15 protein-coding genes, 1 tRNA gene and 1 other RNA gene are annotated in these 24,778 nt (G+C 55.5%); 6 read left to right on the plus strand and 11 right to left on the minus strand.

The features are described from left to right. Positions 1-35: 35 nt before the first annotated feature. The 3 genes from galU to rssA all read right to left on the minus strand — a co-directional run bounded on the left by galU (position 36) and on the right by rssA (position 3,150). Complete coding sequence (galU, locus tag ACKI5T_RS20225; protein ID WP_012017690.1) at positions 36-944, minus strand: UTP--glucose-1-phosphate uridylyltransferase GalU; 909 nt, start codon at positions 942-944, stop codon at positions 36-38. A gap of 197 nt (positions 945-1,141) precedes the next feature. Beyond that, on the minus strand, positions 1,142-2,155 hold the full coding sequence (gene rssB / locus ACKI5T_RS20230) for a two-component system response regulator RssB (protein ID WP_407439757.1): 1,014 nt from the start codon (positions 2,153-2,155) through the stop codon (positions 1,142-1,144). Positions 2,156-2,247: 92 nt separating this feature from the next. Then, positions 2,248-3,150 (minus strand): patatin-like phospholipase RssA, encoded by a 903-nt coding sequence (gene rssA, locus ACKI5T_RS20235; protein ID WP_407439759.1) that lies wholly within the window; start codon positions 3,148-3,150, stop codon positions 2,248-2,250. A gap of 115 nt (positions 3,151-3,265) precedes the next feature. Between rssA and ACKI5T_RS20240 the strand changes: the two genes are divergently transcribed. From ACKI5T_RS20240 to ACKI5T_RS20255, 4 genes are all read left to right on the plus strand, one after another. After that, on the plus strand, positions 3,266-3,724 hold the full coding sequence (locus ACKI5T_RS20240; protein WP_407439761.1) for a YchJ family protein: 459 nt from the start codon (positions 3,266-3,268) through the stop codon (positions 3,722-3,724). Between the two features lie 47 nt (positions 3,725-3,771). Next, on the plus strand, positions 3,772-4,614 hold the full coding sequence (purU, locus tag ACKI5T_RS20245; protein WP_012017694.1) for a formyltetrahydrofolate deformylase: 843 nt from the start codon (positions 3,772-3,774) through the stop codon (positions 4,612-4,614). Between the two features lie 156 nt (positions 4,615-4,770). Beyond that, positions 4,771-4,855 (plus strand) — tRNA-Tyr (locus ACKI5T_RS20250). A 44-nt stretch (positions 4,856-4,899) separates the two neighbouring features. Next, positions 4,900-5,030, plus strand: a non-coding RNA gene (locus tag ACKI5T_RS20255) — RtT sRNA. A 159-nt stretch (positions 5,031-5,189) separates the two neighbouring features. Here ACKI5T_RS20255 and narI read toward each other — a convergent pair. The 5 genes from narI to ACKI5T_RS20280 all read right to left on the minus strand — a co-directional run bounded on the left by narI (position 5,190) and on the right by ACKI5T_RS20280 (position 13,629). Then, positions 5,190-5,867: a respiratory nitrate reductase subunit gamma gene (narI, locus tag ACKI5T_RS20260; RefSeq protein WP_235133432.1), complete on the minus strand. Its 678-nt coding sequence runs from the start codon at positions 5,865-5,867 to the stop codon at positions 5,190-5,192. Then, complete coding sequence (gene narJ, locus ACKI5T_RS20265; protein ID WP_407439764.1) at positions 5,867-6,577, minus strand: nitrate reductase molybdenum cofactor assembly chaperone; 711 nt, start codon at positions 6,575-6,577, stop codon at positions 5,867-5,869. Before narJ ends, narI begins: the two co-directional genes overlap by 1 nt. Continuing rightward, complete coding sequence (narH, locus tag ACKI5T_RS20270; RefSeq protein ID WP_407439766.1) at positions 6,574-8,109, minus strand: nitrate reductase subunit beta; 1,536 nt, start codon at positions 8,107-8,109, stop codon at positions 6,574-6,576. The genes narJ and narH overlap by 4 nt, the downstream gene beginning before the upstream one ends. Beyond that, positions 8,106-11,849, minus strand: coding sequence for a nitrate reductase subunit alpha (locus ACKI5T_RS20275; RefSeq protein WP_407439768.1), 3,744 nt, complete (start codon positions 11,847-11,849; stop codon positions 8,106-8,108). The genes narH and ACKI5T_RS20275 overlap by 4 nt, the downstream gene beginning before the upstream one ends. A 382-nt stretch (positions 11,850-12,231) precedes the next feature. After that, positions 12,232-13,629, minus strand: a complete 1,398-nt coding sequence (locus ACKI5T_RS20280) for a NarK family nitrate/nitrite MFS transporter (RefSeq protein ID WP_407439770.1) — start codon at positions 13,627-13,629, stop codon at positions 12,232-12,234. Between the two features lie 310 nt (positions 13,630-13,939). Here ACKI5T_RS20280 and narX point away from each other — a divergent pair, with 310 nt between their 5' ends. Both narX and narL read left to right on the plus strand, forming a co-directional pair. Beyond that, entirely contained in the window at positions 13,940-15,736 is a 1,797-nt protein-coding gene (narX, locus tag ACKI5T_RS20285; protein WP_407439772.1) for a nitrate/nitrite two-component system sensor histidine kinase NarX, read from the plus strand. Further along, positions 15,729-16,379 carry a two-component system response regulator NarL gene (narL, locus tag ACKI5T_RS20290; protein ID WP_012017701.1) on the plus strand — a complete coding sequence of 217 codons (651 nt, stop codon included), beginning with the start codon at positions 15,729-15,731 and terminating at the stop codon, positions 16,377-16,379. Before narX ends, narL begins: the two co-directional genes overlap by 8 nt. 2 nt (positions 16,380-16,381) lie before the next feature. Here the strand turns inward: narL and ACKI5T_RS20295 are convergent, their stop codons facing one another. The 3 genes from ACKI5T_RS20295 to nirB all read right to left on the minus strand — a co-directional run bounded on the left by ACKI5T_RS20295 (position 16,382) and on the right by nirB (position 24,771). Continuing rightward, on the minus strand, positions 16,382-17,788 hold the full coding sequence (locus tag ACKI5T_RS20295) for a YchO/YchP family invasin (RefSeq protein WP_407440103.1): 1,407 nt from the start codon (positions 17,786-17,788) through the stop codon (positions 16,382-16,384). A gap of 492 nt (positions 17,789-18,280) precedes the next feature. Continuing rightward, a complete protein-coding gene (locus ACKI5T_RS20300; RefSeq protein ID WP_407439774.1) occupies positions 18,281-20,788 on the minus strand; it encodes a molybdopterin-dependent oxidoreductase in 2,508 nt (835 codons plus the stop codon). Further along, positions 20,785-24,771 (minus strand): nitrite reductase large subunit NirB, encoded by a 3,987-nt coding sequence (gene nirB, locus ACKI5T_RS20305; protein WP_407439776.1) that lies wholly within the window; start codon positions 24,769-24,771, stop codon positions 20,785-20,787. Before nirB ends, ACKI5T_RS20300 begins: the two co-directional genes overlap by 4 nt. Between the last annotated feature and the right edge of the window lie 7 nt (positions 24,772-24,778).

A 24,778-nucleotide genomic window follows, 5' to 3' on the forward strand; every position in this document is an offset into this window, starting at 1 on the left:
GACTGATACCGGCTACATACATCTGAGTGCTCAGATTAGTTTTTAATACCCATCGTGTCTTTCAGCCAGGCTTTAAATTCTTCGCCCAGTGAATTGTGACGGATACCATATTCAACGAAAGCCTGCATATAACCGAGTTTATTACCGCAATCGTGGCTCTTACCTTTCATGTGGTAAGCCTCAACCGTCTCTTTCTCGATCAGCATATCAATGCCATCGGTGAGCTGGATTTCATCACCCGCTCCTGGAGGGGTTTTCGCCAGCAGCGGCCAAATCTCTGCGCTCAGCACATAGCGACCCACCACTGCGAGGTTAGACGGTGCAACGTCTGCTTTTGGCTTCTCTACGACGCCTACCATCGGCACACTTTCACCCGGCTTCAGCTCAACGCCTTTACAGTCAACCACACCGTAGGCCGTCACATCTGCCACTGGCTCTACCATGATTTGGCTGCTGCCGGTTTCGTCAAAGCGTTTAATCATCTCTGCGAGGTTGTCCTGAGACAGGTCCGATTCGAACTCGTCAAGAATCACGTCTGGCAGGATAACCGCGACGGGTTCGTTACCCACAACCGGATGCGCGCACAACACCGCATGGCCCAGGCCTTTAGCAAGACCCTGACGCACCTGCATAATGGTGACGTGTGGCGGACAAATAGATTGCACCTCTTCCAGCAGCTGACGTTTAACACGTTTTTCCAGCATGGCTTCAAGTTCAAAACTGGTATCGAAATGGTTTTCGATAGAGTTTTTAGACGAATGCGTTACCAGTACAATTTCCGTAATACCCGCGGCAATACACTCATTAACGACATACTGGATTAATGGTTTATCGACCAACGGCAGCATTTCTTTCGGAATGGCCTTAGTAGCCGGTAGCATCCTGGTTCCCAATCCCGCTACTGGGATAACGGCCTTTGTAACTTTCGAATTTAGGGCAGCCATTGAAATCTCCTGAACTGTTCAAGTTTTGAACTTTATGCAATAAATAACGCGTTCAGTATATCAGTCTCGCAATGTGATCCGGGTCTGAAAAGGGCGCGTTACCGATCAATTAGGATAAATACGTATCAAACTGGCAACGATAGTAGCACTGCCAGTAAAACGAAGATAAAGCTATCTGAAGAATAAAATTCAACTGCTTATTCCGTGGACAACATTAAGCGTAAACGCCCGCCCGCACCCCAAATTTGACACTGCCATGATGAACAGCGATGGCTTATTTGGTTCAAATATGTCGTCCCCATGGTGCCTAACGGCACGCCATTACTGACCTGAATATTATGCTCGCCGGTATTAAGCGTAGCGTTAAGGCCCGCGGAGACCAGGATAAGGTTTTTCAACTCGCTATGGTAATACCCGACTAACAGCGGAAACTGTCCCGGCAAACTTGCCTGGCGGAAAAGATGGTTGACTTGTTTAAGCAACGTCCCTAATTCAGGAAGTCGTTGTCCCTGGTGAGAAAGTTGTTCCTGCAAGAGACCATTAAACAGGGCACGCAATAATAATGCAGCTAATACCCCGTTATCACCGGCTCGTGTCACATCCAGGCAATAAAAGGCGAGATCGGTATCAGAGAGCGGGGCGATATCGAGCACCAATCCAGGTTGGTCTGCGGCAACCAACTGACGGTAATTGACGCGACAATGCGATATATTTTGCTGAACGGGCGGCTGAAGTTCCTGTAATAATTTCGCAGCGGCATGCGGATTACTGACCAACGCATCCCAGTCCTGGAAAAGACGCTCCTCTTCTTCGACGCGAGAATTAAACATATTCGGATAAAGGCAAGCGAACACGGTTTCGCGCAATCTGTTCAGATCTTTGACGGGTTTGAGCAGCACATCTTGTACGCCCAGGCGCAGCGCTTTAGCGATATCAGCCATGTTTTCTGTCGCCGAGATAACCAGGATCGGGGTTTGATCACCTTCATTGCGTAAATGCTCAACCAGCTTAAGGCCGTTCATACGCGGCATGGCGATATCGCAAATCATCAGATCCGGCGTCATGTCGGCTAATTTTTCCAGGGCGTCCTGACCATCGGTAGCCAGTGTCGTGGTCGCGCCCAAAGAGGATAACCACGAATCCAACAGCGAACGGAAAACGGGCTCGTCTTCAACTATTAAAATGTGTTTTCCGGTCAATGGCTGTGTCATGTTCTCTCCCCTGCCAGACAATAGGTAAATAGTGGCACGCTATTGTAGCTATCGCCTGTCAGAATTTGCTGAAGTCATCAAAATACGGGTGCTCATACGGTGGTGCGCACCAAAGGTAGCAACTCATCTATTTTCTTTTCGACGGCTAACGCACCGGCGGCGATGGCGGCGTCGGCGCGATGAAAATCGAGCGTGGAGATTTGCGGACAGAAAGGTTGGATCAGAATGTCCGGCGGATCGCCCGCCATTCGATTGCGCTTCAGTCGATTTTCCAGCACCTGGATTGAGGTCGTCATGATCTCCATCGCCGTCGGCGCCGTGACCGTTTTACGTGTGGCGATTCGCCCTAAGCGCTCTCGCAGGCGTGCATGCCAGACGAGTTTATCAATATCCGGCTCTTCGCTCTGAACATTTATCGGCATTAAATCTTGCTGCATCAGATGGGCGTCATGCTGTAAATCCACGGCAATCACCATATCCGCGCCCATTGCGCGCGTCAGAGAGATCGGAACCGGATTGACGACGCCACCATCGACCAGCCAGTAACCATTATGAGGAACCGGCGCCATCAAGCCCGGCATACTACATGACGCGCGCACGGCCAGGTGGAGATCACCCTCGGTGAACCACAATTCTCTGCCCGTACTGAGATTGGTTGCCACTGCGCCGAACGGCATTTGGCAATGACTGAAATTATCGAGTGGCATGATTTCGCGAAAGCGATTAAAGACGCGCTCGCCGCGCAGGAGTCCACCACGCTGCCACGACAGATCCATGAGACGCAAGACATCCCAATAGCTGAACGAACGTACCCACGATTCCAGCTCCGGCATTTTGTCGCACGCGTAGGCGGCTCCGACCAACGAACCAATGGAGCAGCCTGCAACAAGATCAACGTCGATGCCGATTCGTTTTAATGCGTTAATCACACCAATGTGTGACCAGCCCCGCGCTGCACCTGAGCCCAACGCCAGACCTATTTTTACTTTTCTCATTAGCCCTGCTTCACTTCCCCTGAATTCCCGGCGTAGCGTCATCGCTACCGCTCAGTTAACATAGTGCCGTCCAGGCGTTAAGACGCCATTAGTTTATTATTCCAGGAAGAGCATTGTGACTCAACTCTGTCCCTGTGGTAGCGCCCTCGAGTATAGCCTATGTTGCCAACGATATCTTTCTGGCGACCAGCTAGCTCCGGACCCGTCACACCTTATGCGCTCCAGATACACAGCTTTTGTGATCAAAGACGCAGACTATCTGATCAAAACCTGGCATCCGTCGTGCCAGGCCGCTGATTTTCGCCAGGAGATCGTTTCGGGATTCGCCAACACGCAATGGCAGGGTCTCACGATTTACGAAACCTCAATCGGTCAAACAGCGAATGAAGGTTTTGTCAGTTTTGTCGCGCGTTTCATTGAGCATGATAAACCGGGTGCCATCATTGAACGCTCGCGGTTCATTCTTGAGGGCGGACAATGGTACTATATTGATGGTACTCGTCCGCAATTTAGTCGTAATGACGCCTGCCCTTGCGGCTCAGGTAAAAAATTTAAAAAGTGTTGCGGGCAATAATGCCTGACCACCAATAACAAGCAAACACTCAACAGGATTTCCTCGCGATGCAATCACTACAACGCAAAGTACTGCGTACCATTTGCCCTGATCAGAAGGGCTTAATCGCTCGTATCACCAACATTTGTTATAAGCACGAATTAAACATCGTGCAGAACAATGAGTTTGTTGATCACCGTACCGGACGCTTCTTTATGCGTACCGAACTGGAAGGGATTTTCAACGACACGACCCTGCTCGCCGATCTTGATGGCGCGTTACCAGAAGGCTCAGTTCGTGAGTTAACCCCTTCCGGCCGTCGTCGGGTCGTCATTCTCGTCACCAAAGAAGCGCATTGCCTTGGCGATTTGTTAATGAAAGCCAATTACGGTGGTCTGGACGTTGAGATTGCTGCGGTCATCGGCAACCACGATACGCTGCGCACCCTGGTTGAACGTTTTGATATTCCGTTCGAGCTGGTGAGCCATGAAGGCCATACCCGCGAAGAACACGACGATTTGATGGCTCAGGCTATTGAAGCGCACGATCCGGATTACGTGGTGCTGGCAAAATACATGCGCGTCCTGACGCCGTCGTTTGTCTCACGCTTTCCGAACAAAATTATCAACATTCACCACTCATTCTTGCCGGCCTTTATTGGCGCGCGCCCCTATCACCAGGCGTACGAGCGTGGCGTGAAGATCGTGGGTGCCACCGCGCACTACGTCAATGACAATCTGGATGAAGGTCCAATCATCATGCAGGACGTCATTCACGTGGATCATACGTACACAGCGGAAGATATGATGCGTGCGGGACGCGATGTCGAGAAGAACGTGTTGAGTCGCGCGCTCTATCAGGTGCTGGCGCAGCGCGTCTTTGTTTACGGCAACAGAACGATTATTCTTTAATCCTTCATAAAATGAATTGATTAGCTTTGCACCTTTACGAATAAAAAGCAGCCAACTGATTCATTTTAAAGAAAGGAATGCTTTACAGGGGCGCGTCATTTGATATGATGCGCCCCGCTTCCAACAGGAAGCAGGCCAGTAAAAGCATTACCCCGTGGTGGGGTTCCCGAGCGGCCAAAGGGAGCAGACTGTAAATCTGCCGTCATCGACTTCGAAGGTTCGAATCCTTCCCCCACCACCATCTTCCCCGATATCACCTCTTTCGAATCAAAATTCTGCACTGCATATTCCGTCCATGCGGGAAGGATGAGAAACTTCGACCAAGGTTCGATTCGAGCGCAGCGAGAAAGCGTTGCCGCAGGCAACGACCTGAAGGGCGAAGCGCATCGCGCTGAGTAATCCTTCCCCCACCACCATCTTTCCAGACAGCACCTCTTTCAAATCAAAATTCTGCACTGCATATTCTGCCCATGCGGGAAGGACGAGGAGCCAAGATGTTCTCTCGTTGCCAAATATTCAGGCATAAAAAAACCCCGCCGAAGCAGGGTTTATTCTTTCACTCATTCACAGAATGATTAGCGACGTGCGCGCACAATCTGATATTTACGCGTCAGATATTCGACCGGCGCACTCCAGATGTGAACCAGGCGTGAGAACGGGAACAACACAAACAGCGTCATCCCCAGCACCAGATGCACGCGGAAGACAAACGCTACGCCGTCCAGATACTCAGACGCGCCACCGTGGAACGTCACCACCGACTGCGCCCAGCCAACCAGTTTCAGCATTTCACTGCCGTCCATATGTTGGGCAGAGAAAGGAATGGTCAGCAGGCCCAGCGCGCACTGCACCATTAGCAGAGACAGAATCAGAATGTCGGCAGCTGTGGTCGTTGCGCGAACGCGTGGGCTGAACAGACGACGCTTCAGCAGCATCAGGCCCCCCACCAGCGTCATGACACCGCATGCACCACCGGCAATCATCGCCATTTTCTGCTTCACCTCGATCGGCAGGAACGATTCGTACATCCAGTGCGGCGTCAGCATCCCGAGGAAGTGACCGGCGAAAATACCCAGAATCCCGATATGGAACAGGTTAGACGCCATGTTCATCCCTTTGCGGTCCAGCATCTGGCTGGAACCCGCGCGCCAGGTATATTGACCGTAGTCGTAACGCAGCCAGCTCCCGACCAGGAATACCGTACCCGCGATATACGGATAGATATCGAAGAAGAACATATTCAGGAATTGCATTATTGCTGTCCTCCGTTAGAGATATTCAAATATTGCGGGGCAACAGCTCCGGCAAAACGACGCTGATGATTCGAGATTTCCGATTCGCCGCAATTCTGGTCAGCAAAGAATTTCACCTGCTCTTCTTCCCATACCGCATCCAGCGCCTGAGGGGTATCATCGCGCGCTTCGTCCGCGATTTTCTCCGCCACTTTGTCACTGTCGATAGCCGTATTCGCCAGTTTTACCAGCAGATCAAACAGCACCGCATAGCGACTTTCACGCTGTTGCAGGCGTGCGCTCAGCAACGCCAGAATCGGCGCAATATCCTGCAAACCGCCCAGCGCCTCTTCCTGTGGCAATTGCGCCAGATATTCCAGGTACAGCGGCAGATGATCCGGCAGTTCGCGGCTGTCGATCTGCAATCCGTGCTCTTCGTACTGGGCCATCAGGTCAACCATCGCCTGACCACGATCGCGGGATTCGCCGTGAACATGCTCGAACAACAGCAACGAAGTGGCACGGCCACGGTCGAACAGTTGGCTGTAGTCAGACTGCGCATCCAGAAGATCCTGCGCGAGCAAATCGCGCAGGAAAACGCCCAGGTTCTGGGCATCCTCTTTATCCAGGGTTTCCGATGACGCGAGTGCATCAAAGAGTTCTCGCTGATGCTCCTGCAGAGCTGCATCAGGGTACTCAAGCAGACGCGAAACAATGACGAGTTCAATCATTGGTGCGGCTCCGTTTTGCTGGTCACATCCATCGCATCAATACGACGGCTGTTGAACAGGTTGAATTTGGTGTCTGAACCGTGGCAACCGTCGCCGAAGGTAAATCCACAGCCGCTTTTTTCCGGGAAGGCTTCACGCGCCAGCTCACGGTGACTGCTTGGGACCACGAAACGATCTTCGTAGTTAGCGATCGCCAGATAACGGTACATTTCCTGTGCCTGCGCTTCGCTCAGACCCACCTCTTCCAGCGCGCTGGTATCAATCACGCCATCCACCGTTTCGGCACGTTTGAAGTGACGCATCGCCAGCATACGTTTTAGCGCCAGCAGCACCGGCTGGGTATCACCAGCCGTCAGCAGATTGGCAAGGTATTGCACCGGAATACGCAGGCTTTCAACATCCGGCAGGATCCCGTTGCTCCCCAGTTCACCTGCATCCGCAGCAGACTGAATCGGAGACAGAGGCGGCACATACCAGACCATCGGCAGCGTGCGATATTCCGGGTGTAACGGCAGAGCCAGCTTCCAGTCCATCGCCATTTTGTACACCGGAGACTTCTGCGCCGCATCGATCACGCTTTGCGGAATTCCGTCTTCCAGCGCCTGCGCGATCACTTTCGGATCGTTCGGATCGAGGAATACGTCCAGCTGACGCTGATACAGGTCTTTTTCATGTTCGGTGCTTGCCGCGTTCTCGATTGCGTCTGCGTCGTACAGCAGTACGCCAAGGTAACGAATACGGCCTACGCAGCTTTCTGAACACACGGTCGGCATACCCGCTTCGATACGCGGATAGCAGAAAATACACTTCTCAGACTTACCGCTCTTCCAGTTGAAATAGATTTTTTTGTACGGGCAACCGGTGATGCACATACGCCAGCCGCGGCATTTGTCCTGGTCAATCAGCACGATGCCATCTTCTTCACGCTTATAGATGGCGCCGCTCGGGCACGTCGCCACACACGCCGGGTTCAGGCAGTGCTCGCACAGACGCGGCAGATACATCATGAAGGTGTTTTCGAACTGGCCGTACATCGCCTTCTGCATGTTTTCGAAGTTTTTGTCTTTCGACAGTTTCTCGAACTCACCGCCCAGATCGTCTTCCCAGTTCGGGCCTTTTTCGATCTTCGCCATACGCTGACCGGTGATCAGCGAGCGTGGACGGGCGATCGGCTGATGCTTACCTTCCGCGGCGTTATGCAGATTCTGGTAGTCAAAATCAAAGGGTTCGTAGTAATCATCGATGCCCGGCATATGCGGGTTGGCGAAGATTTTACCCAGCAGCAGCGCTTTGTTACCCATGCGCGGCACCAGTTTGCCGTTGATTTTGCGGATCCAGCCGCCCTTCCATTTTTCCTGGTTTTCCCAGTCGGTCGGGAAGCCAGTACCCGGTTTGGTTTCAACGTTGTTGAACCAGGCGTACTCCGTCCCTTCGCGACTGGTCCAGACGTTTTTACAGGTGACTGAGCAGGTATGACAGCCGATGCATTTATCGAGGTTCAGCACCATGCCGACTTGTGAACGAATTTTCATTTTACGCTCTCCTGTACCTGGTCATTGCCTTCGCCGTCTAACCAGTCAATATTTTTCATTTTACGCACCACTACAAACTCATCGCGGTTCGAGCCGACGGTGCCGTAGTAGTTAAAGCTGTACGCCAACTGCGCATAGCCGCCGATCATATGGGTCGGTTTCGGCGTAATACGCGTCACCGAGTTATGAATACCGCCGCGCTGCTGGGTGATTTCAGAACCCGGCAGGTTCACGATACGTTCCTGCGCGTGGTACATCATGGTCATCCCGGCCGGCACACGCTGGCTGACGACAGCACGGGCGGTCAACGCGCCGTTGCTGTTGAACACTTCAATCCAGTCGTTATCGACGATATCCAGCTCTTTCGCATCCACTTCGCTCATCCAGACAATCGGACCACCGCGACCCAGCGTCAGCATCAACAGGTTGTCGCTGTATGTGGAGTGAATTCCCCACTTCTGGTGTGGCGTCAGGAAGTTCAGCGCTTTTTCCGGATAACCGTTGGATTTCGCGCCCATCACCGCTTTCACCGAGCGGGTATCAATCGGCGGACGGTAAACCAGCAGGCTTTCACCAAAATCTCGCATCCACTGGTGATCCTGATACAGCGACTGACGACCTGTCAGGGTACGCCATGGGATCAGTTCGTGAACGTTGGTATACCCGGCGTTATAGGACACATGTTCATCTTCCAGGCCTGACCAGGTCGGGCTGGAGATGATTTTGCGCGGCTGCGCCTGAATATCGCGGAAGCGAATTTTCTCGTCTTCTTTATTCAGCGCCAGATGGGTATGGTCACGCCCGGTAAATTCGCTGAGCGCAGCCCAGGCTTTCACCGCCACCTGACCGTTGGTTTCCGGTGCCAGCGTCAGGATCATTTCGGCTGCATCAATCGCCGTGTTCAGCATCGGCTGGCCTTTAGCCGGGCCGTCCGCTTTGGTGTAATTGAGCTTACGCAGCAGATCCATTTCAGTCTGGGTATTCCATGCGATACCTTTCCCGCCGTTACCGATTTTCTCCATCAGCGGACCGATAGAGGTAAAGCGCTCATAGGTCGCCGGGTAGTCACGTTCAACCGGAATAATGTGTGGCGCGGTTTTGCCTGGAATCAGATCGCACTCGCCTTTTTTCCAGTCCTTCACATCCAGCGGCTGCGCCAGTTCGGCGGCAGAATCGTGCTGGATTGGCAGGGTCACCACATCGGTTTCCACGCCCAGATGGCCGACACACACTTCGGAGAATTTCTTGGCGATATTTTTGTAGATATCCCAGTCGCTTTTCGAATCCCATGCCGGGTCAACCGCGGCAGACAACGGGTGAATAAACGGATGCATATCCGAGGTATTCATGTCGTCTTTTTCGTACCATGTGGCGGTTGGCAGCACGATATCGGAGTACAGACAGGTACTGGACAGACGGAAGTCCAGGGTCACAACCAGATCCAGCTTGCCGTCGAGACCGTTGTCTTTCCACTCGACTTCTTCTGGCTTCACGCCGCCCTGTTTACCGAGATCTTTACCCTGGATACCGTGATCGGTACCGAGCAGATACTTCAGCATGTACTCATGGCCTTTACCGGACGATCCCAGCAGGTTCGAGCGCCAGATGAACAGGTTACGCGGATGGTTTTTACCGTTTTCTGGCTCTTCAGCCGCAAAACGAATTGAGCCGTCTTTCAGCGATTTAACGGTGTAATCCACCGGCGACATGTCCGCTTTTTTCGCGTCTTCCGCAATGCGCAGCGGGTTGGTCCCCAGCTGTGGTGCAGACGGCAACCAGCCCATGCGCTCGGCACGCACGTTAAAGTCGATCAGATGGCCGGTGTAGCGCGATTTATCCGCCATCGGCGACAGCAGTTCCTGTGCGGTAACGGTCTCGTAGCGCCACTGGCTGGAGTGATTGTAGAAATACGAAGTGCTGTTCATGTGACGCGCCGGACGCTGCCAGTCAAGGCCAAACGCCAGCGGCTGCCAGCCGGTCTGCGGACGCAGTTTTTCCTGGCCCACATAGTGTGCCCAGCCGCCGCCGCTCTGGCCGATACAGCCGCAGAACACCAGCATATTGATCAGACCACGATAGTTCATATCGAGGTGATACCAGTGGTTCAGACCGGCACCCACGATAATCATTGAGCGACCGTGCGTTTTATCTGCGTTCTCTGCAAACTCACGCGCGATGCGAGTGATCTGCGTGCGCGGAACACCAGTGATTTGCTCAGCCCATGCCGGGGTATACGCTTTGATTTCGTCGTAGCTGGTCGCACAGTTTTCATCGTTCAGACCGCGCTCCAGGCCATAGTTGGCCATGGTCAGATCGTAAACGGTGGTGACCAGCGCAGTAGAGCCATCGGCCAGTTGCAGACGCTTCACCGGCAGTTTGTGCAGCAGGATATTTTCCAGCTCCACTTTGTTGAAATGTTCAGTGCCTTCGCCACCAAAGTACGGGAAGCCCACTTCGGCGATCTCATCCTGGCTGCCGAGCATGCTCAGACGCAGATCGGTCTCTTCACCGGTGGTTGCGTTGCGTTGCTCGAGATTCCATTTACCTTTTTCGCCCCAGCGGAAACCGATAGAACCATTCGGTGCCACTAAATCGCCATCGTTGTTACAGGCGACCGTTTTCCATTCCGGGTTATTTTCCTGACCCAGCGCATCAACCAGATCGGCGGCACGTAACATGCGGCCTGCAGCGTAGTAGCCGTCGCGCTCTTCCAGCAACACCAGCATTGGCATGTCGGTATAGCGACGCACGTAGTCGGTAAAGTACTGACTTGGGTTATCGAGGTGGAATTCACGCAGCATGACGTGTCCCATCGCCAGCGCCATTGCGGAGTCGGTGCCTTGTTTTGGTGCCAGCCACAGATCGCACAGCTTGGCGATTTCGGCATAGTCAGGCGTGATGGCAACGGTTTTGGTGCCTTTGTAACGGACTTCGGTAAAGAAGTGCGCGTCAGGCGTACGGGTTTGCGGAACGTTTGAACCCCAGGCCAGGATATAACTTGAGTTGTACCAGTCAGCGGATTCAGGAACGTCCGTCTGTTCGCCCCAGGTCTGCGGAGACGCTGGCGGCAAGTCACAGTACCAGTCGTAGAAGCTCAGACAGGTCCCGCCAATCAGGGAGAGATAACGCGCGCCAGAGGCGTAGGACACCATCGACATCGCCGGGATTGGGGAGAAGCCCGCCACGCGGTCCGGACCGTAGGTTTTGACGGTATAGACGTTAGAGGCGGCAATCAGCTCATTCACTTCCTGCCAGGATGAACGGACAAAACCGCCGCGACCGCGCGCTTGCTTGAAGCTTTTCGCTTTGTCGGCGTCTTCGATGATAGAGGCCCAGGCATCCACCGGATCGCTGTGCTGAATTTTTGCTTCACGCCACATTTTCATCAGGCGTTTACGCATCAGCGGGTATTTCAGGCGGTTAGCGCTGTACAGATACCAGGAATAGCTTGCGCCGCGAGGACAGCCGCGCGGTTCGTGGTTTGGCATATCCGGACGCGTACGAGGATAGTCAGTCTGCTGCATTTCCCAGGTCACTAAGCCATTCTTGACGAAGATCTTCCAGCTGCAGGAACCGGTGCAGTTTACACCGTGTGTAGAACGAACGACTTTGTCATGCTGCCAACGTTGACGGTATCCATCTTCCCAGTCCCGGTTTGTCTCCAGAACCTGGCCGTGCCCATCGGCAAACGTTTCGCCCTTCTGTTTGAAGTAGCGAAACCGGTCCAAAAATTTGCTCATCGGGTATCTCCTGTGTGGAGCCTGTGGCTCTCTAAATCGACATTGCTGATTTGCAGCGAAGGTAACGTTATGAAAGATGGCGGGAATTGATAACGATCAAGGCCGACGGGGTTACTCCCCCGCAGAATTTCCCGCCATACCCCTAAAGCGGTATAAAAAATGATATTTTATTTATATGATTTATAAGAGTTTTTCTTATTTACCGTACAAACAGAACGGTTTTATTTAACATCTTAGGTATTAAGGAGTAGGCGTGTCTGCAAAGCGATGGCGATCACAGTGTTACATGAGGCTAAGCAGTAAAACCCCTTTCAGTATGTTGTAACTAAAAAGTACATAAAAAAGAGCGCGGCACTGTGGCCGCGCAAACGGATAATCAAACTTACTTATTTTTCTTAGTATTACGGCCGTATACCAGCCACGTAATGACGACGCAGGCGATATAGAAGACGAGGAACACTTTCATCGCGCCGGCAGGGGAACCGGTCAAATCGAGAGAGATACCAAAAGCTTTCGGGATAAAGAAGCCGCCGATCGCGCCGATTGCAGAGATAAAGCCCAGCGCAGCCGCCGTGTCCGTTGCAGATTCGCGCATCGCTTGTTCTTCATTACCACCCTGCGCTTTCACACGATCCATCGTCAGCTTACGGAAAATCACCGAAATCATCTGGAAGGTCGAGGCGCTGCCCAGACCGGCCGTCAGGAACAGCACCATAAACACGGCGAAGAAGGCGCCAAAGTTACCGCCCTGACCGTTGGTCGGCAGCGTCAGGAACAGCAGTCCGCAGAAGATAGCCATCAACACAAAGTTCACCAGCGTCACGCGCGTCCCGCCCAGACGGTCAGAAATCATCCCGCCGGTAGAACGTGCCAGTGCGCCGATGAACGGGCCGAAGAATGCATAATGCAGGATTTGCACATCCGGGAACTGAGTTTTCGACAGCATGGCGAAACCGGCAGAGAAGCCGATAAACGATCCGAATGTTGCCAGATAGAGCAGCGCCATAATCCACAGATGCGCGCGCTTCAGGACCGGCAGCTGTTCGCTCAGAGAGGCTTTAGACGCGGACAGGTCGTTCATGAAGAACCACGCCATCAGGGTTAGCACCACCAGGAACGGCACCCAAATCCAGGCCGCATTCTGCAGATACAGCATTGAGCCGTCCGGTTGTACCGCACCACCGCCGCCAAACACCGCGAAGATGGAGACCGAGATCGCCAGTGGCGCAATCAGCTGCATAACGCTGACGCCCATGTTACCCATGCCGCCGTTAATACCGAGGGCACCACCCTGCTTCGCTTTCGGGAAGAAGAAGCTGATGTTCGCCATACTGGACGCGAAGTTAGCCCCCGCAAAACCGCACAGCAGTGCAATGGTTACGAAAACGCTAAACGGTGTCGAGGTGTCCTGCACTGCAAAACCCAGCCACACGCAAGGGATGATCATGATGCCGGTACTGAATGCCGTCCAGCGACGTCCACCAAACAGCGGCACCATAAACGCGTAAGGCACACGCAGCAGCGCACCCGACAACGCAGGCAACGCCGTCAGCATAAACAGCTGATCGGTCGTAAATTTAAATCCGACTTTAGGTAAGTTCACCGCCACGGCACTGAACAGCATCCACACACAAAACGCCAACAACAAACACGGAACAGAAATCCACAGATTACGACTTGCTATACGCTGCCCGCGCTGTTGCCAGAACGCCGGATCCTCCGGACGCCAATCGCTAATAACAGCACCAGTATCCCTTTCGGGGGCGGATGAGTGACTCATAGACACCTCTGATTATCAAAATGATGCTGCAAACTGTAGGGTTTTAAGCAGGCGGTAAGTTGATATAAATCAAAGGAAAAGGGGGCAGATTAACGCGCAAAAAAACGTCATTACCCTAAGTGAGTAGGTTTTTCCGGTAAAAAAGGTGTGGTTTTTCACGGTGCTGACGACTTAAGTTCACCGCCTCCCCCTGACGATTACCCACCCGGCAATTTAGGAGTAATCCCTTGTTGGTATGGGTATACTCCAGGGTATACACCAGAATAGCGCCATTCCTGGAGGCAGGCAAAATCCGGAGCAAGGCAAGCCCATGTTAAAACGACTCTTCTCCCCGCTGACGCTGGTTAATCAGTTGGCCCTCATCGTGTTGCTGTCCACCGCTATTGGTGTGACCGGCATGGCGATCTCTGGCTGGCTGGTACAGGGCGTACAGGGTAGCGCCCATGCCATCAACGAGGCAGGTTCGCTGCGTATGCAGAGTTATCGCCTGCTGGCGGCCGTGCCGCTTACGCCGGAAGACAAACCCCTGCTCGACGACATGGAACGCACCGCCTTCAGCCCGGAACTGGTTATCGCCGCCCAGCGTGACGGCCAGCAGGCCCAGTTGAAGGCATTACAGGGTTACTGGCATAGCCAGCTCGAACCCGGTCTTAAACAGGCAAAAAGTGCAGAAACCGTTGCCGATGACGTTGCCCGCTTTGTTGCGCGCATCGACACGCTGGTTTCTTCTTTCGATTCTTCCACCGAAATGCGCATTGAACGCGTGGTGATGCTCCATCGCGCAATGGCTCTTTTTATGGCTTTGCTGCTCATTTTTACCATCGTCTGGCTGCGCGCACGTTTACTGTACCCATGGCAACAGCTGTTAGCCGTCGCGCGGGCGGTGACGGAAAGAGATTTTACCCAGCGCGCGCACATTAGCGGACGCAACGAAATGGCCATGCTGGGACAGGCGCTGAACAATATGTCTGGCGAACTGGCCGAAAGCTACGCGGTGCTCGAAAAGCGCGTGCAGGAAAAAACGGCGGGTCTGGAGCAAAAGAACGAAATTCTCTCGTTCTTATGGCAGGCAAACCGCCGTCTGCATTCGCAGATCCCGCTTTGCGAACGCCTTTCGCCGGTGCTCAACGGTCTTCAAAGTCTCACGCTGTTGCATGATATCGAACTGCGGGTCTACGACGTTGAAGACGAAGAAAATCATCAGGAGTTCACCTGTCAGTCCGATATGTCCTGCGATGACAAAGGCTGTCATCTCTGCCCGCGCGGTTTACCGCCGCTCACCAGCAGCGGGACGACGCTGAAATGGCGTCTCACTGACAGCCACACCCAGTACGGCATACTGCTGGCAACGCTCCCGACGGGCCGCCATTTGAACCACGATCAGCAGCAGATGGTCGACACGCTGGTCGAACAGCTCACCGCGACCCTGGCGCTCGACAGACATCAGGAAAAACAGCAGCAGTTGATCGTGATGGAAGAGCGCGCCACCATTGCCCGTGAGCTTCACGATTCGATCGCACAGTCGCTCTCATGCATGAAGATGCAGGTGAGCTGTCTCCAAATGCAGGATGACGGACTGCCGGAGAACAGCAAGCAGCTCCTGGGGCAGATCCGCAACGAGCTGAACACCTCTTGGGTACAGCTTCGCGAGCTGTTAACGACTTTCCGCCTGCAACTCACGGAACCCGGGCTGCGGCCTGCGCTGGAGTCCAGCTGCCACGAATTTAGCGCCCGACTGGGGTTTCCGGTGAAGCTGGATTACCAGCTCCCCCCGCGTTTTGTGCCCTCGCATCAGGCCATCCATTTGCTACAAATCGCCCGCGAGGCATTGAGTAATACGCTCAAGCACGCCAGCGCGACGGCAGTCACCGTAACCGTAAGTTACCACCAGAATCAGGTGAAACTTATCGTCCAGGATAACGGCTGCGGCGTGCCGGAAAACGCTGAGAGAAGCAACCACTATGGTTTAATTATTATGCGAGACCGAGCGCAAAGCCTGCGCGGAGATTGCCAGGTTCGCCGGGGTGAGTCTGGCGGCACTGAAGTAGTGGTGACCTTTATACCCGAAAAGCCTCTAATCACTTCTCAAGGAGAAACCCATGTCTAATCAGGAACCGGCAACCATTCTGTTAATCGACGATCATCCGATGCTGCGCACCGGCGTAAGACAACTAGTCAGCATGGCGGAAGACATTACCGTTGTGGGCGAAGCCAGCAACGGCGAACAGGGTATTGAACTTGCCGAATCTCTCGATCCTGATTTGATCCTGCTTGATCTCAATATGCCTGGCATGAACGGTCTGGAAACGCTGGATAAATTGCGTGAAAAATCGCTGTCCGGACGGATCGTGGTGTTTAGCGTCTCCAACCATGAAGAAGACGTTGTGACCGCGCTGAAACGTGGGGCCGATGGCTATCTGCTCAAAGACATGGAACCGGAAGATTTGCTCAAAGCGCTGCAACAGGCGGCAGCCGGTGAAATGGTACTGAGCGAAGCGCTAACCCCCGTCCTCGCCGCCAGCCTGCGCGCCAACCGCGCCACATCTGACCGTGACGTCACGCAGTTGACCCCGCGCGAGCGCGATATCCTGAAGCTGATCGCTCAGGGCTTACCGAACAAAATGATCGCCCGCCGTCTGGATATCACTGAAAGCACGGTGAAAGTACATGTTAAGCATATGCTCAAGAAAATGAAGCTGAAATCACGCGTCGAAGCGGCAGTGTGGGTACATCAGGATCGTATCTTTTAATCTCACTCATTTGGCAGCAGCTGATAGCCGCCATCGTCATCTGGCAACGCCACCAGCGGTTGCGACAGAGAGAGCGTGATCTCATTGGAAGAGACACGCTGCCCATCTTTATCTTCGACGACGACGGACAGTTTCCAACGGTTAGTCGCCCCTTCACTCGCATCCCAGGCGGGCATAATTACGCTCCATCCCTCATCGCTATTGACGTTAGCGGGGGAGGTCAAACTCAGCGCGTGCGTATCGCCCTGCCAGTGAAGCTGTCGCACGCCGTGCGTACTGCGAACCTGCAATTTCAGGACCACCGTTTCCCCCGGCGTTAAATCCCACGGCGGCGTCGCCAGATAGACCGACAGTGTTTTACGCTGGCGGAACTCCATGACCGGCAGACTGGTGCGATCCACCGGATCGTAACGGCTTCCACGCAGCGAACGGGTCGTTGCCACCTCCTCCGACGACAGCTGTTTTTTCAGCGGCACGCCAAAGCGGTAGTTAAGCTTCATGCCCAGGTTATTTTGACTCACGCCACTTTCGCCCTGCTTATGCGCAGCGGAAAACGTCAGCAGAGGCACCGGCGTATAATCGAGACCCAAATTAACCGCCATCGGATTGTGATACCCCGTCCCGCTGCGAAACAGGTCAACGTTATCGCCAAAATACTGTTCAAAACTCACGCTGGTATTCAGATGATGAAAATACGGCAACCAGGCTTTGGCCGTCACATCATATCCCCGCGCCATGCGCTGCTCCTGGAGATCCGAGCTGTCACGCCAGTTGGCAAACGGCTGATAATAATTGGCCGAAAGGCGCAGGTTTTCACCCCAGGCTTCCGCCCCAAGCCCGGCTCTTTGCAGATTCTCATCCAGCAGATTGTCGTAAAACGTGTTGTAACCGAGCAGCCATTTTCCCGCCACCCAGCGCTGGCCAATCCCCGCGTTGCTCACCAGGCCATCCGTTTGCTGCGTAAGGCCCAGTTGGCTCCAGCTCAGGTAGCGATTATTGTCCTGCCAGGGGATAAACCACCTGCCGCTGCTACCGTTAAATTTGCCCTCTTCGTCGACCAGCAAATCGACGCTGGCGTTCCCCCAGGGCGAAAGCCAGGATTCAATCTGCTCATTCACTTCCCCGCTGACCGCATCACGCACTTTGCCAAACGCAAACTGACGCGCCTGCTCGCTGGTCGTCAGGCCGTTGTCGGTCATGCTCGCTTCGCCGAACGCTTTCGCCATTTCGGCGAGATGCTTTTCGCTTTCGCCAGTGGGTTTCGCGAGGCCGAGATCCGGGAGGCTATCGCCATTGTTATCGAACGGATTTTGCGCCTGCTGCATAAAGGAATTCGGCGCAGCCAAAACGGCTCCGGCTGGAACAAGGAGGAGGAGAAGAAGATTTCGAACGCGGGTAACAGCAACCATCAATGTATAAATGTGATCCAGATCTCATGTATGACCAGTTTACACCATAACGTGGTTTGGGACATTTTGCAGCTTTAAGGGGAATTTCCGGATTATCCTGAATCGGTTTTAGCCTGCCATGTACAGGAAGTCTGATTGATCGCTGTGGCCGATGTCGCGCTGAACAACCCCCTCGCCCCTTTGGGGAGAGGGACAAGGTGAGGGGAATATGCGGCTCAGTGGTGTATTCCGTTCACTTTACTTTTTTTGCCGATCTGTCACCGCCCCACACGTGAACGCGTTGAGGGGGCTATCGCCGCCCCTTAACAATCCTGGCTCCCGGCAAGAAAATCGCCGCTTCGAGGTGCTCTCAGCTTTTCCGTCAGCCTTTCGGGTCGGGCGCGATCCTGCATCCCTGCAGGTCGCCCCGGCCTGACGGAAACGCGTCGACGATTTACAGCCGGACCAGGTCACCGGTTTCAGAAATTGCTGCCATACATCCTCATCGTGGCATCAGATAATCTCGTTAACCTCAGCAATCAACCCTTTCAGCTCCGGCACGCACGACCCGCAGTTGGTCCCACAGCGCAACTTTGCGCCTAGCGCCGCAGCCGAATCACACCCGCCCGCAATCGCCTCGCGGAGGGTGTTTTCCCCCACGCTAAAGCAGCTACAGATTATGCGTCCTGGGTCTTTGCGCTCGCCAGGGCGTTGTCCGTCCAACAACGCATGACGTTCAAAGAGCGCAGACGGCGGCGTCTGAAACGCCGACACAATAAAATCATGTGCCAGCGCTGGCCGCGTTTTCCCTTCCCAGAATCCCAGCATCAGATCGCCGTTATGCCATGCCAGCATGCTGCTCCGCTCGCCGGTCTGGGCAATCTGTAACTGCCAGCCTTTCGCGCTACAGTGCGCCAGAATCACCTCTGACAGCGCTTTGTCACTCGCCAGCGTCAGACGTTCAACACCCACCGTTGCCTTGCGCCACCAGTGGGCAAAAGCGGGCAGTTCAGGCAGTTCGCGCGCGTAAAGTTCGCCCTGCCAGGCGGGTTGCCACGGCATAATCCTCACCGCCGTTTGTTTACTTTCGGGCTGACCGGAATGCGGATCGCAGCGCCCTTCCACCAGCGCGTTCACCTTTCCCTGACGCGCAAAACGGTTATTCCAGTGCATCGGGGTAAACACTTCACCGTCTCGTTGCCCTGCACTCACATTGACGCGCGCGACCATCACCCCGCGCGGCGAACTCAGGCGGGCCAGTTGGCCGTCCTGCAGCGCACAACGCGCGGCATCCGCCGTCGAGACATCCACCTGTGGCTCGGCGATATGCTGCATCAGCCGCGGAACATATCCCGTGCGGGTCATGGTGTGCCACTGATCGCGCACGCGACCGCTGTTCAGAATCAGCGGATAAAGCGCATCGGGTACCGTGCCATGAAGTGCCGGTTCTACCGGGATAATTCGCCGCACCGGCATTTCACCTGTAGCCCATTGATACGGTTCAAAATCATCCCACTGCTGACGCGTTAACGTGACAAGGTCACGTAAGTTAAACGCCCTCGCGCCCGTATTTTCAAACGCCGACAGCGCGGCGTGTTCGCGGAAAATTTCCTGCGGATGCTGCCAGTTAAACGCTGCGCCGTACCCCAGTTTTTTGGCTACCTCAGCGATAATCCACCAGTCCGGTTTTGCCTCGCCCGGCGCGGGCAAAAACGCACGCTGGCGCGAAATCCGGCGTTCAGAGTTTGTGACTGTCCCGTTTTTCTCCCCCCAGCCCAGAGCCGGAAAACGGATATGCGCAAAGCGACTGGTGTCCGTATCGCGCATCACTTCGGAGACGATCACCAGCGGACACGCCGCCAGCGCCTGACACACAGCGTGGCTATCAGGCAGCGAAACGGCAGGATTGGTGCCCATAATCCACACGGCTTTCACTTCACCGCGCGCAATGGCGTCAAACAGTTCGACCGCCATCAGCCCTGGCGTCTGCGCCAGCCGCTCGGTTCCCCAGAAACGGGCCACGCGCGCGAGATCGTCTGGCTCAAAATTCATGTGTGCGGCCAACTGATTGGCCAGCCCGCCCACTTCTCGCCCCCCCATCGCATTAGGCTGTCCGGTCAACGAAAAAGGTCCGCAGCCTTCACGGGCAAATTTCCCGCTGGCAAGATGGACGTTAATAATCGCGTTGCACTTGTCGCTCCCGCTCGTCGACTGGTTGATGCCCATGGTGTAGAGCGTGACGGCGCGCGGCGCGTCGCTGAACCAGCGATAAAACGTCTCTACGTCCGCGAGCGTTAATCCGCAAAACTCCGCCACGCGCGGCGCAGGCCAGCTATTTCCGCCCTGAATATGCTTGAGCAGTCCGACAAATAATCCCGCATCGCTGCCCGGCAGCAACGCGAGATGCAGATCGGCGATATCACAGGTCGCGGTTTGGCGCGGATCGATAACCACCACCTTTAACGCCGGATTAGCCGCGCGCGCCTGCACCAGCCGTTGATAAAGCACCGGATGCGTCCAGGCGGCATTCGATCCCACCAGCACCACCAGATCGGTCTTTTCGATATCGTCGTAGCTGCACGGCACGATATCTTCGCCAAACGCGCGCTTATAGCCGGTCACGGCCGAGGACATACACAGCCGCGAATTAGTGTCGATATTCGCCGCGCCAATGAATCCCTTCATCAGCTTATTGGCCGCGTAGTAATCTTCCGTCAGGAGTTGGCCGGAGGCATAAAACGCCACGGCCTGTGGCCCGTCAGTCGCAATAATCTCCCGTAAACGCTCGCCTGCCGTCTCCAGCGCCTGTGACCAGTCAACCTCAACATCATCGATCATCGGGCGCAATAGCCGCCCTTCCAGGCCGGTTGTTTCCCCCAGCGCCGAACCTTTCACACACACTCTGCCGTAATTCGCCGGATGCGTTTCGTCACCGCGTACGCGCACTTCGCCATTCGTTACGCTTGCCACCACGCCACAGCCGACACCGCAATACGGGCACGTCGTTCGGGTTTCTGTCATGAAGCCTCCGCTCGCATCACCAGCTCTTCGCTGCTCACCCACACTTTGTCGCCTTCGATTTTCACCGGCCAGGCGCGCACCGCCGGTTCGCCGCTCTCCACCAGACGCCCGTCGCGCAGGCGAATACGCTGTTTGTACAGTGGAGAGATAACGATCGGCTCGCCGCTCGCATCCCCCAGAATCCCGCGCGACAACACGCTGGCGCTGCTGCCCGGCTCGATGTCTTCCAGCGCATACACGGCTTTGCCGAAACGGAACAGCGCGATTTGCTGTTCGCCAAGATGCGCGCCAATACCCGCATGTTCCGGGATTTCGTCTACTGCACAAATTTCCTGCCAGCGTTTGAAGCCCTCCGTCACCGGCGCGTTCACGCGGGTACGGAACAGCGCCAGACGGTTCGGATCGGCGAGCGTGGTTTGCCATTCGCACTGATACGTGTCGACAATCCGCGCCATCTCCTGCTCCAGTTCGTAGGCAATCCCCAGACTGTCGTTCATGATCACGTCGCGCAGATACTCAATGCCGCCCTCCAGATTGTCCATCCAGGTGCTGGTGCGTTGCAGACGATCGGCGGTACGGATGTAAAACATCAGGAAACGGTCCACCGTGCGCAGCAGAGTTTCGTCGTCCAGATCGCTGGCAAACAGATCCGCATGGCGCGGTTTCATGCCACCGTTCCCGCACAGATAAAGGTTCCAGCCCTTATCGGTCGCAATCACCCCGACGTCTTTACTCTGCGCTTCGGCGCATTCGCGGGTGCAGCCTGACACCGCCATTTTGATTTTATGCGGCGCGCGCAGGCCTTTGTAACGATGCTCCAGCGTCACGGCCAGGCCCGTGGAATCCTGCACGCCGTAGCGACACCACGTAGAACCGACGCAGGATTTCACGGTACGCAGCGATTTCCCGTAGGCGTGCCCGGTCTCAAATCCGGCTTCGACCATTGCCTGCCAGATTTCCGGCAGCTGCTCCAGCGTCGCACCAAACAGGTCGATGCGCTGACCGCCGGTAATTTTACTGTACAGCTGATAGCGCCTGGCGATTTGCCCGAGGGCAATCAGCCCGTCAGCGCTGACTTCACCGGCAGGCATGCGCGGAACAATCGAATACGTGCCGTCTTTTTGAATGTTGGCAAAATAGCGGTCGTTGGTGTCCTGGAGCGGCAGATGCGCGGGTTTGAGCAGATATTCGTTCCAGCATGACGCCAGTACCGACCCAACCAACGGCTTGCAGATTTCGCAGCCATGCCCCTGCCCGTAGCGGGCAATCAGCTGTTCGAAGGTGTGGATGCGATTGACGCGTACGAGGTGGTAAATTTCCTGGCGCGAGTAAGCGAAGTGTTCACAGATATCCTTTTTCACCTCCACGCCCTGCGCCGCCAGCTGGAACTCCATCACCTGTTTCACCAGCGCGCTACACCCGCCGCAGCCGGTGGCAGCTTTGGTGCACTGTTTGACCGCGCCGATGTCCGTTGCCCCAGCACTCACCGCCTGGCAGATATCACTTTTACTGACGTTATGACAGGAGCAGATCTGCGCACTATCAGGCAGCGCGGCAACGCCAAGCACTTTAGGCGCACTCCCCGCAACCGCAGGCAAAATCAGCGTTTCCGGATCTTTAGGCAGGCTGATGTCGTTGAGCATCATCTGCACCAGCGTCGCGTATTCGCCAGCATCGCCCACTAGCACGCCGCCGAGCAGGGTTTTACCGTCTTCGCTGACCACGATTTTCTTGTAGATTTGCTGCGGACCGTGCGTCCACTGATAACTCTGTGCGCCCGGGGTGCGGCCATGCGCATCGCCAAAGGAGGCGACGTCAACGCCCAACAGCTTCAGTTTGGTGCTCATATCCGCGCCCGCAAACGCGTTTTCTTCCCCGGCAAGCTGTGCCGCCGCCACGCGGGCCATCTGATAGCCTGGCGCCACCAGGCCAAAGATTTTACCTTCCCACAGGGCGCATTCGCCGATGGCAAACACGTTTTCATCCGAGGTGCGACACCGGTTGTCGATACTGATCCCGCCGCGTTCACCGAGCGTGAGTCCACTGCTGCGTGCCAGCGCGTCCTGCGGGCGGATCCCGGCGGAAAAGACCACCATATCGGTGTTCAGCTCGCCGCCATCGGCAAAACGCAGCACCAGGCCGTCATCGGTTCGGGCGATTTCAGTCGTCGATTTGCTGGTGTGTACGCCAACGCCGAGGGCTTCAATTTTGCGGCGCAGCATCGCCGCGCCGTCGTTATCAAGCTGAACCGCCATCAGGTTCGGGGCGAATTCGACCACGTCCGTTTCCAGCCCCAGCTGCTTGAGCGCATTCGCGGCTTCCAGCCCTAGCAGACCGCCGCCAATCACCACGCCGCGTCGCGCATGGGCTGCATGCGCCGCGATACTGTCTAAGTCGTCCAGCGTGCGATAGACAAAACAGCCCGGCAGATCGCGACCCGGCACGGGCGGCACAAACGGATACGATCCCGTCGCCAGCACCAGTTTGTCCCAGTGGGTTTCATGACCACTAGCGTTGCGCACCACCCGCGCCTCGCGGTCGATATCGACAATTTGCTGTGAAAGACGCAGCTCAATGCCATTCTCGGCAAAGAAATCGCCCTGCACCAACGAGAGTGAATCGGCGTTACGATCGTCAAAATAGGCCGAGAGATGCACTCGATCGTAGGCCGCATGGCGCTCTTCGCCAAACACGACAATCTGATAGTGCTGATGCAAATTGCGGTTGACACAATCTTCGAGAAAATGGTGGCCGACCATACCGTGTCCAACCACCACCAGAGTAGGTTTTGTCATAGCGTTCTGTCCTGCAACCTGCGGTTGCGTAGTGAATCGATCGAACAGCCAGTCCGCCTGCGCGGGCACCGGCTTTGCCAGTAAATCGGTGAGCGTCGCCGCACTGCGGCAATCGCCAAACATCAGCACGCCCGCAAGCGTGCCGTTGCGAATCAATAAGCGGCGGTAATGACGCGTCAGCGGATCCCACGACGTCCAGAGGGCATCGTCCGCCTGCGCCGTCACGCAACCGGCGCTGAACAGCTCAATGCCGGTCACTTTCAGCCGCATGCCGCTGTCGCACGGAGTAAATGCGGCGCAGGTTTCGCCCGCCAGTCGGGCGGCCAAGATATCGGCCTGCGCCAGACACGGTGCGACCAGCCCCCACGTCTGGCCGTCAATTTCGCAGCACTCGCCAATGGCGCTGACGCCGGGATGGGAAGTCTGCATCAGGCGGTCCACCACGATCCCTTTGGCACACAGCAGCCCGCTGGCTTTCGCCAGTGCGGCGTTGGGTAATACGCCGGTCGCCAGCACCACACGCGTGGCGGGAAGCGTGCGCCCGTCAGTAAGGGTGACGGTGTGGGGGGTGATATCGGTAATCCCCGACGCCAGTTCGCCGTAAATTCCGCGCTCGCTCAACGCCTGTTCCAGCAACGCGCCTGTCTGCGGGTCAAGCTGCTGTTCCATCAGCCACGGTCCGCGATGCACGATCGTGACGTTGTCACATGACTGGCGTAGTGCGGCAGCGGCCTCAACGCCGAGCACACCGCCGCCGAGTACAATAACGGGGCCGGTCACAGCCAGAATGGCGTTCACGTCGTTCAGGGTGCGAAAGGTGAAAATGTTCGCCCCGTCGCACCCTGTTACGGGCGGAATAAACGGCTGCGACCCGGTGGCGAACACCAGTTCATCCCAGCTCACACACCGCTGTTCCGTGCGGATTTCCCGCGCGGCCAGATCCACCGCCGTCACCCTTTCACCCGTCATCACCGTCACGCCACGCGCCTGATACCAGGCATCATCATGAAACCGCGTGGCGGCCGCCTGTTTTTCGCCGCCCAGCACCGGAGAGAGCTGAATGCGGTTGTACGCGGGTTCTGCCTCCTCGCCGATGACGGTAATGGCGAAGCGACCGGGTGCACGCTCGGTCAGCGACTCGATCAGTCGCGTTGCCGCCATACCGTTGCCAATAATGACCAGTCGCATCGTTAAC

Source organism: Lelliottia sp., assembly GCF_045627565.1.
Classification (GTDB): Bacteria; Pseudomonadota; Gammaproteobacteria; order Enterobacterales; family Enterobacteriaceae; genus Enterobacter.

Coding starts and splice junctions, on each gene's coding strand:
- galU (WP_012017690.1), bottom strand. CDS start 944: ATGGCTGCCCTAAATTCGAAAGTTACAAAGGCCGTTATCCCAGTAGCG.
- rssB (WP_407439757.1), bottom strand. CDS start 2,155: ATGACACAGCCATTGACCGGAAAACACATTTTAATAGTTGAAGACGAG.
- rssA (WP_407439759.1), bottom strand. CDS start 3,150: ATGAGAAAAGTAAAAATAGGTCTGGCGTTGGGCTCAGGTGCAGCGCGG.
- purU (WP_012017694.1), top strand. CDS start 3,772: ATGCAATCACTACAACGCAAAGTACTGCGTACCATTTGCCCTGATCAG.
- narI (WP_235133432.1), bottom strand. CDS start 5,867: ATGCAATTCCTGAATATGTTCTTCTTCGATATCTATCCGTATATCGCG.
- narJ (WP_407439764.1), bottom strand. CDS start 6,577: ATGATTGAACTCGTCATTGTTTCGCGTCTGCTTGAGTACCCTGATGCA.
- narH (WP_407439766.1), bottom strand. CDS start 8,109: ATGAAAATTCGTTCACAAGTCGGCATGGTGCTGAACCTCGATAAATGC.
- ACKI5T_RS20275 (WP_407439768.1), bottom strand. CDS start 11,849: ATGAGCAAATTTTTGGACCGGTTTCGCTACTTCAAACAGAAGGGCGAA.
- ACKI5T_RS20280 (WP_407439770.1), bottom strand. CDS start 13,629: ATGAGTCACTCATCCGCCCCCGAAAGGGATACTGGTGCTGTTATTAGC.
- narX (WP_407439772.1), top strand. CDS start 13,940: ATGTTAAAACGACTCTTCTCCCCGCTGACGCTGGTTAATCAGTTGGCC.
- narL (WP_012017701.1), top strand. CDS start 15,729: ATGTCTAATCAGGAACCGGCAACCATTCTGTTAATCGACGATCATCCG.
- ACKI5T_RS20295 (WP_407440103.1), bottom strand. CDS start 17,788: ATGGTTGCTGTTACCCGCGTTCGAAATCTTCTTCTCCTCCTCCTTGTT.
- ACKI5T_RS20300 (WP_407439774.1), bottom strand. CDS start 20,788: ATGACAGAAACCCGAACGACGTGCCCGTATTGCGGTGTCGGCTGTGGC.
- nirB (WP_407439776.1), bottom strand. CDS start 24,771: ATGCGACTGGTCATTATTGGCAACGGTATGGCGGCAACGCGACTGATC.